This is a genomic window from Streptomyces tanashiensis, from assembly GCF_014648895.1.
Taxonomy (GTDB): domain Bacteria; phylum Actinomycetota; class Actinomycetes; order Streptomycetales; family Streptomycetaceae; genus Streptomyces; species Streptomyces tanashiensis.
Window position 1 is genome coordinate 977,899 of sequence record NZ_BMRZ01000001.1, and the last position, 15,205, is coordinate 993,103.

Below are 15,205 nucleotides of genomic sequence, written 5' to 3' on the forward strand. Positions count from 1 at the left end.
GTTACTGGATCGCCACCTTCACGATGCCGGTGAGCGCGATCTGCGCCAGGGCGAGCGGGACGAGCGTCGTCCAGGCCAGCTTCTGCAGCTGGTCCTCGCGGAGCCGGGGGTACGAGACCCGCAGCCAGATCACGACGAAGGCGAGGACGGCCGTCTTGAGGAGGGTCCAGACCCAGCCGAGGCCGTCGGCGCCGAAGGGGCCGTGCCAGCCGCCGAGGAAGAGGACGGTGGTGAGACCACAGAGGACGACGATGCCCGCGTACTCGGCGAGCAGGAAGAGCGCGAAGCGGAGACCGGTGTACTCGGTGTACGCGCCGAAGATGATCTCCGAGTCGGCGACGGGCATGTCGAACGGGGGCCGCTGGAGCTCGGCGAGACCGGCGACGAAGAACACGAGCGCGCCGATGATCTGCCAGGGCAGCCACCACCACTCGAAGGCGTTCAGGATGCCGGGCAGGGAGACGGTGCCGGCGGCCATCGCGACGGAGGCGGCGGCCAGGAGCATGGGCAGCTCGTACGCGAGGAGCTGAGCCGCGGTACGGAGGCCGCCGAGCAGCGAGAACTTGTTCGCGGAGGCCCAGCCGGCCATGAGCGAGCCGAGGACGCCGACCCCCATCACGGCGAGCACGAAGAAGATGCCGGCGTCGACGACCTGCCCGACGGCTCCCTCGCTGGGCCCGATCGGAATGGCGACGAGGACGAGCAGGTACGGGAGGAGGGCGACGGCCGGTGCGAGCTGGAAGATCCGCCGGTCCGCGTCCTTCGGGACCACGTCCTCCTTCTGCGCGAACTTCACGCCGTCGGCGACGAGCTGGGCCCAGCCGTGGAAGCCGCCCGCGTACATGGGGCCGAGACGGCCCTGCATGTGCGCCATGACCTTGTGCTCGGTCTGCCCGACGACGAGCGGCAGCACGAGGAAGACGCCGAAGACGATGAGCAGCCGGACGGCGACGTCGAGTGCGTCGTTCACGCGGGATCGCCTCCGGCGGGGTCGGTGGGGTTGTCGATGCCGCCCCGCCCTGCGGGCGGCTCGGCGGAGGCACCGGCATCGGTTGGACCTTCATGAGCGGACGCACTGCCCGAGCCGGGGGCGTCGGGGTCGGGGGTCGGGGTGTCCGGCGCGGGGGCGGGGGCGTCCGGGCCGGGGGCCGGGACGTCCGGCTCGGAGGCCGGGACGTCCGGGCCGGGGGCCGGAGTGTCCGCAGGGGCGGCGGCTTCCGGTGCCGGCGCCTCGGTGCCGCCGGGCTTCTGGGGCTCCGGGCTGGAGGCCTGGACGTCCGGGCTAGGGGCCGCGGCATCCGGCCCGGAGGCCGGAGTGCCCGCAGGGGCAGCGGCTTCCGGTGCCGGTGCCTCGGTGTCCGCAGGAGCCGCGGCCTCCGCAGCCGGCGCCTCGGTGCCGCCGGGTTCGGCGGCGGGCGGCGCTTCGGCGCCGCCGGGCTTCTGGGGCTCCGGGCCGTCGGTCTTCGCCGGGGGCGTTGCCTCCGGCTTCGCGGGCTCGGTGGTGGGCGGTGTCGGTGGCTTGTCGTCGAAGGCCGGGCGGGCGTGGTGCCACGGGGCGTCCGAGCTACGGGTACGCGGGGTGGCGGCCGCGCCCGGGGCCGCCGGGCTCTCGGGCTCGGGGGCCGTCTGGCTCGCCGAGCCGTCGGCAGCCGAGCGGCTGCGGCGCGGCGGGCGGGCCGCTGCGGCCGGGGCTTCCGTGGACGCGCCGGGCTCCGGGGCCGACTGGCTCGCCGAGCCCTCGGAGGCCGAGCGGGAGCGGCGTACCGGGGCGCCCGGCTCCGGGGTCGCCGGGTTCTCGGGCTCCGTGGCCTTGGGCTCCGGGGCCGCCTGGCTCGCCGAGCCCTCGGAGACCGAGCGGGAACGGCGTACCGGCGCGCCCGGCTCCGGGGTCGTCTGGCTCGCCGAGCCCTCCGTGACCGAGCGGGCGCGCCGGACCGGGCGGTCGCCCGCCGCGGCGCGGGCCGGGCGGTCGCCTGCCGTCGCGCGGGCGGGGCGGGTGGGGGCCGGGGGGAGCTGGCCCTTGAGGGGGCCCCACTCGTTGGGGTCCGGGACGCCCGGCGGGAGCATCTGGCGGCGCTTCGGACCGCCGCCGTCATGGGACTCGCCCGGCTCCTTCGCGCCCGGCCACGCCTTGGCGACGCGGGCCGCGAGGACGAAGTCCTTGCGCAGCGGGTGGCCCTCGAAGTTCTCGGGGAGCAGGAGGGGGACGAGGTGCGGGTGGCCCTCGAAGGCCACGCCGAACATCTCGTGGGTCTCGCGCTCGTGCCAGCCCGCGCCCGCGTAGATCCCGATCGCCGTCGGGAGGACGGGGGCGTCGTGCGGAACGGTCGTGCGCAGCAGGAGGCGGCGCGGCCGGCCGTCGCCGAGCGCCACGACGTGCGCGCAGACGCGGAAGCCGGTGCCCGGCTCGTCCACCGCGCTCAGCCAGTCGAAGTACGTGCAGCCGAGGCTGTCCCGGGCGGTCTCCAGCGCCGCGAGCCACGTCGACGGCGGGACGTCGACGGTCAGCAGGTCGTACGCCTGCTCCGCCGTCGCCTCCTCGCCGAAGATCTCGGTGACGGCGTCGGGGAGGGAGTCGTACCGGTTCACTCCGTGCCTCCCGGCGGCGGGACCAGGGGGCTCGTCAGCTGGGAGACCGTGGCGGCGGTCGCGTACCGCTCGGCCAGGCTCTCGCGGGCGATCTTCTCCTGGAGCTTGAGGATGCCCTGGAGCAGCGCCTCGGGGCGCGGCGGGCAGCCCGGGACGTAGACGTCGACGGGGATGATCTGGTCGACGCCCTTGGTGACCGAGTACGAGTCCCAGTACGGGCCGCCGCAGTTCGAGCAGGCGCCGAAGGAGATGACGTACTTCGGCTCCGGCATCTGCTCGTAGAGGCGCTTCACCGCCGGCGCCATCTTGTCCGTCACCGTGCCGGAGACGATCATCAGGTCGGCCTGGCGCGGTCCCGGCGCGAAGGGGATCACGCCGAGGCGGATGAAGTCGTGCCGGGCCATCGACGCGGCGATGAACTCGATCGCGCAGCAGGCGAGCCCGAAGTTGAAGACCCACAGGCTGTAGCGGCGGCCCCAGTTCAGGACCACCTTCATCGGCTCGGGGGCCAGGCGGGCGAGCGTCCCCAGCTTCGGAGCGGGCAGGGGTGTTACGTCCATGACAGGACGCCCTTCTTGTACGCGTAGAGCAGCCCCACGGCCAGGAAGCCGAGGAAGACGAACATCTCGACCAGGGTCGTGGCGCCGTAGCCGGGCGCCGCGAAGACCGTCGCCCAGGGGAAGAGGAAGATCGAGTCGACGGCGAAGATGACGTAGAGGAAGGCGTACACGTAGTAGCGGACCTGGGTGTGGGCCCAGCCCTCCCCCACGGGGTCGACACCGCACTCGTAGGTGAGGAGCTTCTCCGGCGTCGGCACGACGGGCCGCAGCAGCCGGCCCGCGCCGAACGCCACGGCGACGAAGAGCACGCCGACGACGGCCAGCAGGCCGACGACGGAGTACGTCTGGAAGTAGTCCGCCGCGTCGGCCGCGACAACGGTCGGTTCCCGCACGTCCGCCCCTCGGTCTCGGTGTCTCATGAGTCACTTCTGTACGCACGCGAGTCTAGGCCCTGCTAAAGGGACCGTAAGCAGTCGCGGGTGCCTTCTCGCATACCCACCGGTACGCGCGCGTGGGCCCGCGCCGGTGGGGATATCCCCCCTCGCCCTGACCCACCTCCCCCATGGCGTCGCGCCCTGCCCGACCGGCAGTCTGGGGACCATGAGCGCCGATCTTGATCCCGTCGAGTCCCCAGAGCCGTCCGACCTCTCCGGCTCGGCCGAGAACCCCCGTCCGCCGCTGCGGTTCGCCTACGGGAAGGAGACCTGGAAGGAGATCGCCTTCCTCCTCTCCAATCTCTTCACGGCCGTGGCCGGTTTCGTCTACGCGGTCGTCAGCATCGCGCTCGGCGTGGGCCTCGCCGTGACCGTGATCGGCCTGCCGCTGCTCGCCCTCGGCCTCGGCGGTGCCCGCCTGCTCGGCCGGTCGGAACGGGCACGGGCGCGGGCCCTGCTCGGGATGCGGATCGCCGAGCCCTCCCCGCACCCGCGGCACACCGGCTTCTTCGGCTGGCTGTGGGCCTCGCTGAAGGACCCGGTGGCCTGGCGGACCCAGCTGTACGGGCTGATCCGGCTGCCCTGGGGGATCGTGACGTTCACCGTCGGGCTGGTCTCGCTCGTCGTCCTCTGGCCCGTGCTGCCCTTCCTGGCCCGCGGCCTCGCCAACGGCGACCGGGGCATGGTCCGGGGGCTGCTCTCGCCCTCCGACGAGCTGGAGCGGCGGATCGCCGAGCTGGAGTCGGACCGGGGCGTGGTCGTCGACACCGCCGCGGCCGACCTGCGGCGCATCGAGCGCGACCTGCACGACGGCGCCCAGGCCCGGCTCGTGGCCCTGGCGATGGGTCTCGGCCTCGCGAAGGAGAAGCTGCTGGAGGACCCGGAGGCCGCCGCGGCGATGGTCGACGAGGCGCACGGCGAGGTGAAGCTGGCCCTCCAGGAGCTGCGGGACCTCGCCCGGGGCATCCACCCGGCGGTCCTCACCGACCGGGGGCTCAACGCCGCCCTCTCCTCGGTCTCCGCGCGCTGCACGGTGCCGGTGAAGGTGCACGTGGACCTGGCGGAACGGCCGGCGGAGGCGATCGAGGGCATCGCGTACTTCACGGTGTCGGAGCTCCTCCAGAACGTGTCCAAGCACTCCCGTGCCCGGTCCGCCGCCGTGGAGGTCTGGCGGGCGGGCGACCGGCTGATGCTCCAGGTGCGGGACGACGGGGCCGGCGGGGCGCGCTTCGACGGCGGTACGGGGCTCGCGGGGCTCGCGGAGCGGCTGGGCGCGGTCGACGGGCTGCTCGTCCTCGACTCCCCCGAGGGCGGTCCGACGACGGTCACGGCGGAGCTGCCGTGGCGCTCCCGGCCGACGGCCTGATCCGTTCCGCGGCTCGCGGGTCTTGCGGGTCTGGCCGGTATGGCCGGTCTGGCCGGTCCCGCGCGTCTCCCGGCTCTCGCGGGCCTCGCCGGTCTGGCCGGGGTCTCGCCGGTCTCGCCGGTAGGGAAAACCCCCGCCCCGAGACGCCCACCCGCCTCATGGTCCGGCGGGCCGCGGGACGGAACCCTGGATCACGTACCGCCCGCACCCCCCGAGCCGCTCCGAGCAGAGAAGGAACACCGCGATGGCCGCCTCCCACCGACTCCCCGCCGCGATCCGCGCGCCGTTCGAGGCCCGCACCTGGCGCGCCTTCGGGTACGTGCTGATCGGGCTGCCGCTGAGCATCCTCTGGTTCGCGCTCTCCGTCTCCTTCGTCTCGGCCGGCGCCGGGCTGCTCATCACCTTCCTCGGTGTGCCGATCCTGGCCGGGGCGCTCGCCATGTGCCGGGGCTTCGGCGCGGTGGAGCGGGCCCGGGCGCGCGGGCTGCTCGGCCTCGACGTGGCCGCGCCGGAGCCGGTGCGCGGGCGGACCGGCGGGGCGTTCTCATGGATGGGGGCCATGCTGAAGAGCGGCGCGTCCTGGCGGCACCTGCTGTACGCGTTCCTGCACATGCCGTGGGCGGTGTTCTCGTTCTCGGTGACCGTGGCGCTGTACGCCTGGGGCTGGAGCCTCTTCACGTACCCGCTGTGGCAGTGGGTCTTCCCCACCTGGGTCGGGCAGGACGGGATCCAGCTGTACGGGGACGCGACCCACTCCTTCTACCTCGACGCGCCCTTCGAGATCGCCGTGACCAGTCTGATCGGGCTCGTGTTCGTCCTCATCGGACCGTGGGTGCTGCGCGGGCTCGTCTCCGTCGACCGGCTCCTCGTCTCCGGGCTCCTCGGCCCGTCCCGGCTGGCCTCGCGCGTCACGGAGCTGGAGTCCGACCGGGGCGTGGTCGTCGACACCGCCGCGGCCGACCTGCGGCGCATCGAGCGCGACCTGCACGACGGCGCCCAGGCCCGGCTCGCGGCGCTCGCCATGGACCTGGGGCTCGCGAAGGAGAAGCTGGCGCGGGACCCGCAGGCGGCGGCGGTACTCGTCGACGAGGCGCACGGCGAGGTGAAGCTGGCCCTCCAGGAGCTGCGGGACCTCGCCCGGGGCATCCACCCGGCGGTCCTCACCGACCGGGGGCTCGACGCGGCGCTGTCGGCGGTGGCCTCCCGGTGCGCGGTCCCGGTGTCCGTGGACGTGGACCTGCCGGCCCGGCCGGTTCCGGCGATCGAGGGCATCGCGTACTTCACGGTCTCGGAACTCCTCCAGAACGTCACCCGGCACTCGCGCGCCCGGCGCGCCTGGGTGGACGTGTGGCGGACGGAGAACCGGCTGATGCTCCAGGTCCGGGACGACGGCGTGGGCGGCGCGAGCGTGGAGGGCGGCGGGTCCGGTCTCGCGGGGCTCTCCGAGCGGGTCGGCGCGGTGGACGGGGTGCTCGCGGTGGACTCGCCGGCGGGGGGTCCGACGACGGTGACGGTGGAACTGCCCTGGCGCGCGTAAGCCCTGGCCGGGCCGTTCACGGGCCCGCGCCCCGCGCCCGTTGTGGGCCCGCGCCGCGCCGTTGTGGGCAATCGTTCCGCTGGGGCGGAACGGGTGGGCACAACGGAACGGCGCCCTTGCCGGCGCCCGAGGCTCCCGCGCCTTTGACCCGCACCCCAGTGCACCGTCACTGGGACCCCCATCGCCCCAGCGGGACGACTGCCCACACGGCCGGGGCCAGGCCCCCGTGGGCCTGGGTGAAGTGCCATGCTGAAGGGGTCATCGGATGACCGGAGCATGGGGGCGGCAGGGCGTGAGTGTGCAAGACGTGGCAGCGCGGGTACGGGTGGTCATCGCCGAGGATTCCGTCCTGCTCAGGGAGGGTCTGACCCGGCTCCTGACCGATCTGGGGCACGAGGTCGTCGCCGGGGTCGGGGACGGCGAGGCGCTGGTGAAGACGGTGGCGGGGCTCGCGGGTGAGGGCGCGCTGCCGGACGTGGTGGTGGCGGACGTGCGGATGCCGCCGACGCACACCGACGAGGGCGTGCGGGCGGCCGTGCGGCTGCGCAAGGAGTACCCGGGGCTGGGTGTCCTGGTGCTGTCGCAGTACGTGGAGGAGCAGTACGCCACCGAACTTCTGGCCGGTTCCAGCCGGGGCGTGGGCTATCTCCTGAAGGACCGGGTCGCGGAGGTCCGCGAGTTCGTGGACGCGGTCGTGCGGGTCGCCGGGGGCGGTACGGCCCTGGATCCGGAGGTCGTGCAGCAGCTGCTCGGCCGGAGCCGTCAGCAGGACGTGCTCGCGAACCTGACCCCGCGCGAGCGGGAGGTCCTCGGTCTGATGGCGGAGGGCCGGACGAACTCGGCGATCGCGAAAGCGCTGGTCGTGAGCGACGGAGCGGTGGAGAAGCACATCAGCAACATCTTCCTGAAGCTGGGGCTCTCCCCGAGTGACGGCGATCATCGCCGGGTACTCGCGGTGTTGACGTACCTGAAGTCCTGATCATCTGACACCCTGTCAGATAACCTGGTCCTAGTTCCAAGGGATGAGGCGGAACCAGACTTTCCGGAACACTCCGGGTGGCGACAGAACGTGACGATTCAGGGCAAGAGGGCGTCTCAAAAAGAGGTCCATGATGTGAGAAGTCCCGGGAGGGCCCCCCTCACCGTCGTAGGGTGGGCCACGGGACGGAAGGTGATCTCCACCGGTGATCTCCACCGGCGATCGCCTCCCGCGCCCCGAGCCTTCTCCCCGCCTCCGGCGGAGAGTCCCCTTGCCGCGAGGGAGGTCCAGTTCAGTGACCAGCCAGGTCAGTAGCGAGGCCGGTGAGGCCCTGGTCGGGGAGCAGCGCAGCGCCCCGGCGACGCCCCACCACGGCACCGAGAAGGAAGTGCGCCGGCTCGACCGGGTGATCATCCGCTTCGCGGGTGACTCCGGAGACGGCATGCAGCTGACGGGTGACCGCTTCACCTCGGAGACGGCGTCCTTCGGGAACGACCTCTCCACGCTGCCGAACTTCCCGGCCGAGATCCGGGCACCCGCCGGAACCCTGCCGGGCGTGTCGTCCTTCCAGCTCCACTTCGCCGACCACGACATCCTGACCCCGGGCGACGCCCCGAACGTGCTGGTCGCGATGAACCCCGCCGCCCTCAAGGCGAACATCGGGGACGTGCCGCGCGGCGGCGAGATCATCGTCAACACCGACGAGTTCGCCAAGCGCGCCATGGCCAAGGTCGGGTACGCGACCTCGCCCCTGGAGGACGGCTCGCTCGACGGCTACCGGGTCCACCCGGTGCCGCTGACGACGCTGACCCTGGAGGCGCTCAAGGAGTTCGGCCTGTCCCGGAAGGAGGCCGAGCGGAGCAAGAACATGTTCGCGCTCGGGCTGCTCTCCTGGATGTACCACCGGCCGACCGAGGGCACCGAGACCTTCCTGCGCCAGAAGTTCGCGAAGAAGCCGGAGATCGCCGAGGCCAACGTGGCCGCCTTCCGGGCCGGCTGGAACTTCGGCGAGACCACCGAGGACTTCGCCGTCTCCTACGAGGTCGCCCCCGCGACCCGGGCGTTCCCCACGGGCACGTACCGGAACATCTCCGGGAACCTGGCCCTCTCGTACGGTCTGGTCGCCGCCGCCCGCCAGGCGGACCTGCCGCTCTACCTCGGCTCGTACCCGATCACCCCGGCCTCGGACATCCTGCACGAGCTGTCCAAGCACAAGAACTTCGGCGTGCGGACCTTCCAGGCCGAGGACGAGATCGCCGGCATCGGCGCCGCGCTCGGCGCGGCCTTCGGCGGCTCGCTCGCCGTCACGACGACCTCCGGCCCGGGTGTGGCGCTCAAGTCCGAGACCATCGGACTCGCCGTCTCGCTCGAACTGCCGCTGCTGATCGTCGACATCCAGCGCGGCGGCCCGTCCACCGGTCTGCCGACGAAGACCGAGCAGGCCGACCTCCTCCAGGCCATGTACGGCCGCAACGGCGAGGCGCCGGTGCCGGTCGTGGCCCCGAGGACGCCCGCCGACTGCTTCGACGCGGCCCTCGACGCGGCCCGGATCGCGCTCACGTACCGCACGCCGGTCTTCCTGCTCTCCGACGGCTACCTCGCCAACGGCTCCGAGCCCTGGCGCGTCCCGGACGTCGAGGAACTCCCCGATCTGCGGACCCTGTTCGCGACCGGGCCGAACCACACCCTCGCCGACGGCACCGAGGTCTTCTGGCCGTACAAGCGCGACCCGGAGACCCTCGCCCGCCCGTGGGCCGTGCCCGGCACCCCCGGCCTCGAACACCGCATCGGCGGCATCGAGAAGCAGGACGGCACCGGCAACATCTCGTACGACCCCGCCAACCACGAGTTCATGGTCCGCACCCGTCAGGCCAAGATCGACGGCATCGAGGTCCCGGACATCGAGGTCGACGACCCGGACGGCGCGGGCACCCTGGTCCTCGGCTGGGGCTCCACCTACGGGCCGATCACGGCCGCCGTCCGCCGCATCCGGCGGGAGGGCGGTCCCATCGCCCAGGCCCACCTGCGCCACCTCAACCCCTTCCCGAAGAACCTCGGCGAGGTCCTGAAGCGGTACGAGAAGGTCGTGATCCCCGAGATGAACCTCGGCCAGCTCGCCACCCTCGTCCGGGCGAAGTACCTCGTCGACGCCCGCAGCCACACCCAGGTCAACGGCATGCCGTTCAAGGCCGAGCAGCTCGCCGCCGCCCTCAAGGAGGTCATCGATGCCTGAGTCGCGCAGTGACTCGCTCCTCCACCTGGTGCCGAAGGCCGAGGCCGAGCAGTCCATGAAGGACTTCAAGTCCGACCAGGAGGTCCGCTGGTGTCCGGGCTGCGGTGACTACGCCGTCCTCGCCGCCGTCCAGGGCTTCATGCCGGAACTCGGCCTGGCGAAGGAGAACATCGTCTTCGTCTCCGGCATCGGCTGCTCCTCCCGCTTCCCGTACTACATGAACACCTACGGGATGCACTCCATCCACGGCCGCGCGCCGGCCATCGCCACCGGCCTCGCCACCTCCCGCCGCGACCTGTCCGTCTGGGTCGTCACGGGCGACGGCGACGCGCTCTCCATCGGCGGCAACCACCTGATCCACGCCCTGCGCCGGAACGTCAACCTGAAGATCCTGCTCTTCAACAACCGGATCTACGGCCTCACCAAGGGCCAGTACAGCCCGACGAGCGAGGTCGGCAAGATCACCAAGTCGACCCCGATGGGCTCCCTGGACGCGCCCTTCAACCCGGTGTCGCTGGCCCTCGGCGCCGAGGCGAGCTTCGTGGCCCGCACGGTCGACTCCGACCGCAAGCACCTCACCGAGGTGCTCCGCCAGGCCTCCGAGCACAACGGCACGGCGCTCGTCGAGATCTACCAGAACTGCAACATCTTCAACGACGGCGCCTTCGAGGTCCTCAAGGACAAGGACCAGGCCAAGGAGGCGGTCATCCGCCTCACCCACGGACAGCCGATCCGCTTCGGCGCCGAGAACGAGAAGGGCGTCGTCCGCGACCCGGCCACCGGCGACCTCCAGGTCGTCACGGTCACCCCGGAGAACGAGTCGCGGATCCTCGTCCACGACGCCCACGCGGCCACCCCGACGACGGCGTTCGCGCTGTCGCGCCTGGCCGACCCGGACACCCTCCACCAGACGCCGATCGGCGTCTTCCGCTCGGTGGACCGTCCCGTGTACGACACGCTCATGGCGGACCAGCTGGAGACGGCGGTCGAGCGCCACGGCAAGGGCGACCTGGGCCAGCTCCTCGCGGGCAACGACACCTGGACGGTCGTCGGGTAGATCGCGCGTCAAGGGCCCGGTCCGCGGTGCGGGCCGGGCCCTGTACGCCGTCAGTCGCGCTTCGCCGCCTCGGCGTACGGGCCGAGGCAGCGGGGTCTTCCGGACCTGATCTGCCAGAGGGTCAGTCCGTCGAACCGGGACTCCGAGCGGTCGGTGGACATGGCCTTGTAGGACCTGGCCACACCGCGGTACGACTGGTCCTCCTTCATGAACGCGTTCGCCATCGCCGCGCCCAGGCGCACCGCGTTCCCCCGGAGGGCGGAGCGCAGCGCCTGCGCCGTCCAGAGCAGGGCGTCGTACGACTCCACCGCGAAGCGGTCCACCGGGTCCGCGGCCGCGAGCCGCCAGCGCTTGCGGTACGCGGCCGCGAACTCCTTCGCGGCCGGGACCGTGTCGGGATCGGTGTAGCCCGTCCCGAAGTACCAGCCCTCGGCGGCCGCCCCTGCCACGGCGACGAACTCCGGCCGGAGCGCGGCCTCGACGCTTCCGCGCGAGCCCCGGTAGCCCTGCTGCCGCAGTGCCTTGGCGCACAGAGCGGCCCGGCGCGGCGACGTGCCCATGTAGAACACGCCCGTCGGCGAAGTGGCGAGTGCCGCCCGGACCGCCGGGGCGAAGTCCTCAGTGTCCGCCGCGACCCGGTGCACCGTGACCGTGCCTCCGGCGGGGGGCGTTCTCCGCGCGGTCTGGGCGGCGGACCAGCTGTAGGTGCCGGCGGCCCGGTCCTCGATGACCGCGGTGCGGCCCAGGTGGTGTGCGGTGAGGTAGCGGCCGAAGGGCAGGATCATCGCATCCTCCTGGGGCCGCATCTCGAAGTACGTGGCCATCTCCGGCGTCTGACTCCGGATCTCCCCCAGCGCGACCGTCGGCACCAGGCTGAGCATCGGCACCCTCGGATCCGCGAGCACGTTCGCTGCCGCCACGGCCGTCCCGAAGGCCGTCGGGCCGAGGACGGCGACCAGGGCCGGGTCCTTGAGGAGGGCGCGGGCCCCGGCGGCGGCCCGCTTGGGGTCTCCCCCGTCGTCCGTCACCCTGAGAACCAGGTCGAAGGGCCGGTCGGCGCGGGCGTTGAAGGTCTCGGCGGCGAGGCGCAGCCCTCGTTCCTGGCCACGCCCGTCCGTCCTGCCGGGACCGCTGAGGTCGGTGAGGACCCCTAGTGTGTACGCCGTTCGCACGGTCCCGGGCCCCGTTCCGGTGGCCGGATCGCGGCCGAGCAGCCAGGCGGTGAGGCCGCCTGTGACCGCGACGGCTCCGGCCGCTCCGACGGCGAGGAAGCGGCGACGTGACGTCCCCTGCGGCTCCTGGGGGTCGAGCATGGTCGGGTCGGCGACCGGCAGGTCGAGGACGCGTGACGAGCGCTGGGCGATCAGCGCGGGCAGGCCTGGCGGCAGCCAGTTCCCCGCCGCCGGGCCCTCGTACGGGCCGAGGGCGTCCCGCACCTCGGCGGCGCTCGGCCGGTCGGCGGGGTCCTTGGCGAGGCAGGCGGTGACGAGCGGGAGCAGGGTCTCCTGTACGTCGGCGAGATCGGGTTCCTCGTGAACCGTGCGGTAGACCACGGCGGCCACCGCGCCCGTACCGAAGGGGCGTTCGCCGGTCAGGGCGTACGCGAGGACGCAGCCGAGCGAGAAGACGTCGGCGGCCGGGCCGACCTCGCCGGCGCCCGCGATCCGGGCCTGTTCGGGGGCGAGGAAGCCGGGGGTGCCGATCATCGCGTCGGTGGCGGTGAGCGCGGTGGCGCCGCTGACCCTGGCGATGCCGAAGTCGATGAGCCGGGGCCCGTCGAGGGCGAGGAGGACGTTGCCGGGCTTCACGTCGCGGTGGACGAGCCCGGCCGCGTGCATGCCGTCGAGGGCGTCGGCGAGCCGTGCGCCCAGGGTGCGGACGGTGGGCTCGGGCAGGGCGCCGTGCAGGGCGACGGCCTCGGCGAGCGAGGGCCCGGGCACGTACTCGGTGGCCAGCCACGGCTCGCGGGCCTCCGGGTCGGCGCCGAGGACGCGGACGACCCAGCGGCCGGTGATCCGCTCGGCGGCGGTCGTCTCGCGGCGGAAGCGGGCCCGGAAGCCGGGGTCGGCGGCGTGCTCGGCGCGGATGAGCTTGAGCGCGGCGAGCGCCCCGCCGGCGGACCGGGCGAGGTAGACCACGCCCATGCCGCCGGTGCCGAGCCGCCCGAGCAGCCGGTAGCCGGCGATCGAGGACGGGTCGGCCTTCTTGAGCGGCTGCATGCTCAGGCCTTCTTCTGGGGCTCGGCGGGGGCGGGGCCGAGGTACTTGTAGGCCCCCTTCTGCACGCCGTAGAGGAAGGTGCCGATACCGGTGAGCTCGCCGTTGTCCTGGAACTGGTATCCGCCCATGGCCCCGGTGTGCTTCTGCTTCCGCAGGGCCCCCCACAGGCCCTTGCGGCTGAGCGGTCCCTTGGCCGCGCTCGTGGCGAGCCAGCTGGTGACCAGGTCGACCACGTCGAAGGACTCGCCGGTGTAGAAGGCCGGGGTGGTGCCGTAGCGCTTGCTGTGGGCGTCGAGGAAGTCCTGGGTGAGCTTGCGGTCGGCCGCCTTCTCCTTCGGGTCGGCGGCCCGCTGGACGGGGTCCATGACGGGCGCGCAGACGAACCAGCCCTCGGCGTCGCTCCCGGCCTCCTTCAGGAACTCCGGCCCGAAGACGTGCTGGCCGGTGAACCGGGGCCCGGTGAAGCCGAGTTCTTTCAGGGCGCGGGCGGCGAGCACGGCCGTGGAGCGGACGCCGTTGTGGACGTACGCGTCGATGCCGGAGTCGATCATCTCCCCGATGATCGAACGGTAGTCGGTGGCCCGGCCAGGGACGACCCGGAAGTACGGCTTGATGCCCGCCTGCTTGAAGCCGAAGCGGGCGCCGCTGTTGCACTGCCAGCTGTACTGGTCGTCGGTGCGTTCCTGGAGGACTCCCGGGCGGCGGATCTGCGGCAGGAGCGTGGTGGACCAGGCGAGGTAGACGCTCGCCATGAAGTGGTTCGGGATGGCGCGCAGCACGGTCGTGTTCGGCGCGCCGCCGCTTTCGCCCCTCAGGGTGAAGAGGTTGTAGCCGGCCGAGGTGGTGAGGAGCGGCAGGCCTGCCTCCTCGAAGGCGGGGAGCGCGGCGATGCCGGTGTCGTCGGAGGTGGGGCCGAGGACGGCGAGCACGGAGGGGTCGGTGGTGAGCCGGCGGGCGGCGGCGAGGGCGCCGGTCCGTTCCCCACGGTCGTCGGAGACCTTGAGTTCGAGGGTGAAGGGCTTGCCCTTGTGGACGGCATTGAACCGCTCGACGGCGAGCCGGGCACCGCGCTCCTGGGCCCGGCCGATCTCCCGGGCGGGTCCGGAGAGGTCGGCGAGGACGCCGATGGCCCAGTTGTTCCGGGGCTTGGGCGCGGGGTGCTTCCCGTCGGCGCCGGTGTCGTCGCGCCGGTCGAGCAGGGCGAAGGCGCCGCCGCCCGCGGCGATCACGGCGGCACCGGCGCCGAGCAGCAGGAAGCCGCGCCTGCTCGTCCTGGCCGGGGCGGCCGGGTCCGTACCGGGCGCGGTGGCGTCGATGTCGGGCAGCGCGAGCATGGCCGCCGAGCGTTCGGCGATGGTGGTGACGACGGGCGCGGGCAGCCAGTCGGCGGAGGTGCCGGGGATGCCCTCGGTGAGCCGGTCGGCGATCTCCTCGGCGGCGGGCCGGTCGGCGGGGTTCTTGGCGAGGCATGCCGCCAGGAACGGGAGCAGGTCTTCCGGTACGCCGGCGAGGTCGGGCTCGTCGTGGACGGTCCGGTACATGAGGGCGTCCACGGCCCCGGAGCCGAAGGGCGGGCGGCCGGTCGTCGCGTACGCGAGGAGGCAGCCGAGGGCGAAGACGTCGGCGGGCGGGCCGATGGCGTCGGTGCGGGCCTCGGCCTGCTCGGGGGCGAGGAAGCCGGGGGTGCCGACGACCATGTCGGTGGCCGTGAGCGCGGTCTCTCCGGTGGCGCGGGCGATGCCGAAGTCGATGAGGCGCGGGCCGTCGACGGCGAGGAGGACGTTGCCGGGCTTGACGTCCCGGTGGACGAGCCCGGCCGCGTGCACGGCGGCGAGGGCGCGGGCGACGGCGCCGCAGAGGATCCGTACGCTCCGCTCGGGCAGCGGCCCGTGGGCTCGGACGGCCTCGCCGAGGGAGGGTCCGGGCACGAAGGCGGTCGCCATCCACGGCTCGGGCGCGTCGGGGTCGGCACCCGTCACGGGCACGGCCCAGGGGCTGACGACCCTGCGGGCGGCCTCGACCTCGCGGCGGAAGCGGGCCCGGAAGTCGGGCTGGTCGGCGTGGTCGGCGAGGGTGACCTTGACGGCGGCGAGCTCACCGCTCTCGGTGCGGCCGAGGTAGACGACGCCCATGCCGCCGGCGCCGAGCCGTCCCAGGAGGCGATAGCCGGCGATCGTGGACGGGTCGGCGGGGAGCAGCGGCTGGAGCGCGCCGGGCTCGGGATCGGCCAT

The 15,205-nt window shown here is 73.2% G+C and carries 11 protein-coding genes; 5 read left to right on the forward strand and 6 right to left on the reverse strand.

From position 1 onward, the window contains the following. Position 1: 1 nt before the first annotated feature. The 4 genes from IE237_RS04505 to IE237_RS04520 are packed head-to-tail and all read right to left on the reverse strand — an operon-like array spanning position 2 to position 3,568. Positions 2–970 (reverse strand): complex I subunit 1/NuoH family protein, encoded by a 969-nt coding sequence (locus tag IE237_RS04505; RefSeq protein ID WP_189800430.1) that lies wholly within the window; start codon positions 968–970, stop codon positions 2–4. Continuing rightward, entirely contained in the window at positions 967–2,589 is a 1,623-nt protein-coding gene (locus IE237_RS04510; protein WP_189800431.1) for an NADH-quinone oxidoreductase subunit C, read from the reverse strand. Before IE237_RS04510 ends, IE237_RS04505 begins: the two co-directional genes overlap by 4 nt. Further along, the gene (locus tag IE237_RS04515; protein WP_189800432.1) at positions 2,586–3,149 is read right to left on the reverse strand and encodes an NADH-quinone oxidoreductase subunit B; all 564 of its coding nucleotides are present in this window, start codon (positions 3,147–3,149) and stop codon (positions 2,586–2,588) included. The genes IE237_RS04510 and IE237_RS04515 overlap by 4 nt, the downstream gene beginning before the upstream one ends. Further along, positions 3,140–3,568, reverse strand: coding sequence for an NADH-quinone oxidoreductase subunit A (locus IE237_RS04520; protein WP_189800433.1), 429 nt, complete (start codon positions 3,566–3,568; stop codon positions 3,140–3,142). The genes IE237_RS04515 and IE237_RS04520 overlap by 10 nt, the downstream gene beginning before the upstream one ends. Before the next feature lie 181 nt (positions 3,569–3,749). Here IE237_RS04520 and IE237_RS04525 point away from each other — a divergent pair, with 181 nt between their 5' ends. The 5 genes from IE237_RS04525 (at position 3,750) to IE237_RS04545 (ending at position 10,755) form a co-directional block, all read left to right on the forward strand. Then, positions 3,750–4,949: a sensor histidine kinase gene (locus IE237_RS04525; RefSeq protein WP_189800434.1), complete on the forward strand. Its 1,200-nt coding sequence runs from the start codon at positions 3,750–3,752 to the stop codon at positions 4,947–4,949. A gap of 244 nt (positions 4,950–5,193) precedes the next feature. Further along, positions 5,194–6,486 (forward strand): sensor histidine kinase, encoded by a 1,293-nt coding sequence (locus tag IE237_RS04530; protein WP_189800435.1) that lies wholly within the window; start codon positions 5,194–5,196, stop codon positions 6,484–6,486. Between the two features lie 307 nt (positions 6,487–6,793). Continuing rightward, positions 6,794–7,465: a LuxR C-terminal-related transcriptional regulator gene (locus IE237_RS04535; RefSeq protein WP_308433038.1), complete on the forward strand. Its 672-nt coding sequence runs from the start codon at positions 6,794–6,796 to the stop codon at positions 7,463–7,465. Positions 7,466–7,760: 295 nt separating this feature from the next. Next, positions 7,761–9,698, forward strand: coding sequence for a 2-oxoacid:acceptor oxidoreductase subunit alpha (locus IE237_RS04540; RefSeq protein WP_189800437.1), 1,938 nt, complete (start codon positions 7,761–7,763; stop codon positions 9,696–9,698). Next, entirely contained in the window at positions 9,691–10,755 is a 1,065-nt protein-coding gene (locus IE237_RS04545; protein ID WP_189800438.1) for a 2-oxoacid:ferredoxin oxidoreductase subunit beta, read from the forward strand. Before IE237_RS04540 ends, IE237_RS04545 begins: the two co-directional genes overlap by 8 nt. Positions 10,756–10,805: 50 nt before the next feature. Here the strand turns inward: IE237_RS04545 and IE237_RS04550 are convergent, their stop codons facing one another. Next, on the reverse strand, positions 10,806–12,974 hold the full coding sequence (locus tag IE237_RS04550; RefSeq protein ID WP_189800439.1) for a bifunctional serine/threonine-protein kinase/ABC transporter substrate-binding protein: 2,169 nt from the start codon (positions 12,972–12,974) through the stop codon (positions 10,806–10,808). A 2-nt stretch (positions 12,975–12,976) separates the two neighbouring features. Next, a complete protein-coding gene (locus tag IE237_RS04555; RefSeq protein ID WP_189800685.1) occupies positions 12,977–15,205 on the reverse strand; it encodes a bifunctional serine/threonine-protein kinase/ABC transporter substrate-binding protein in 2,229 nt (742 codons plus the stop codon).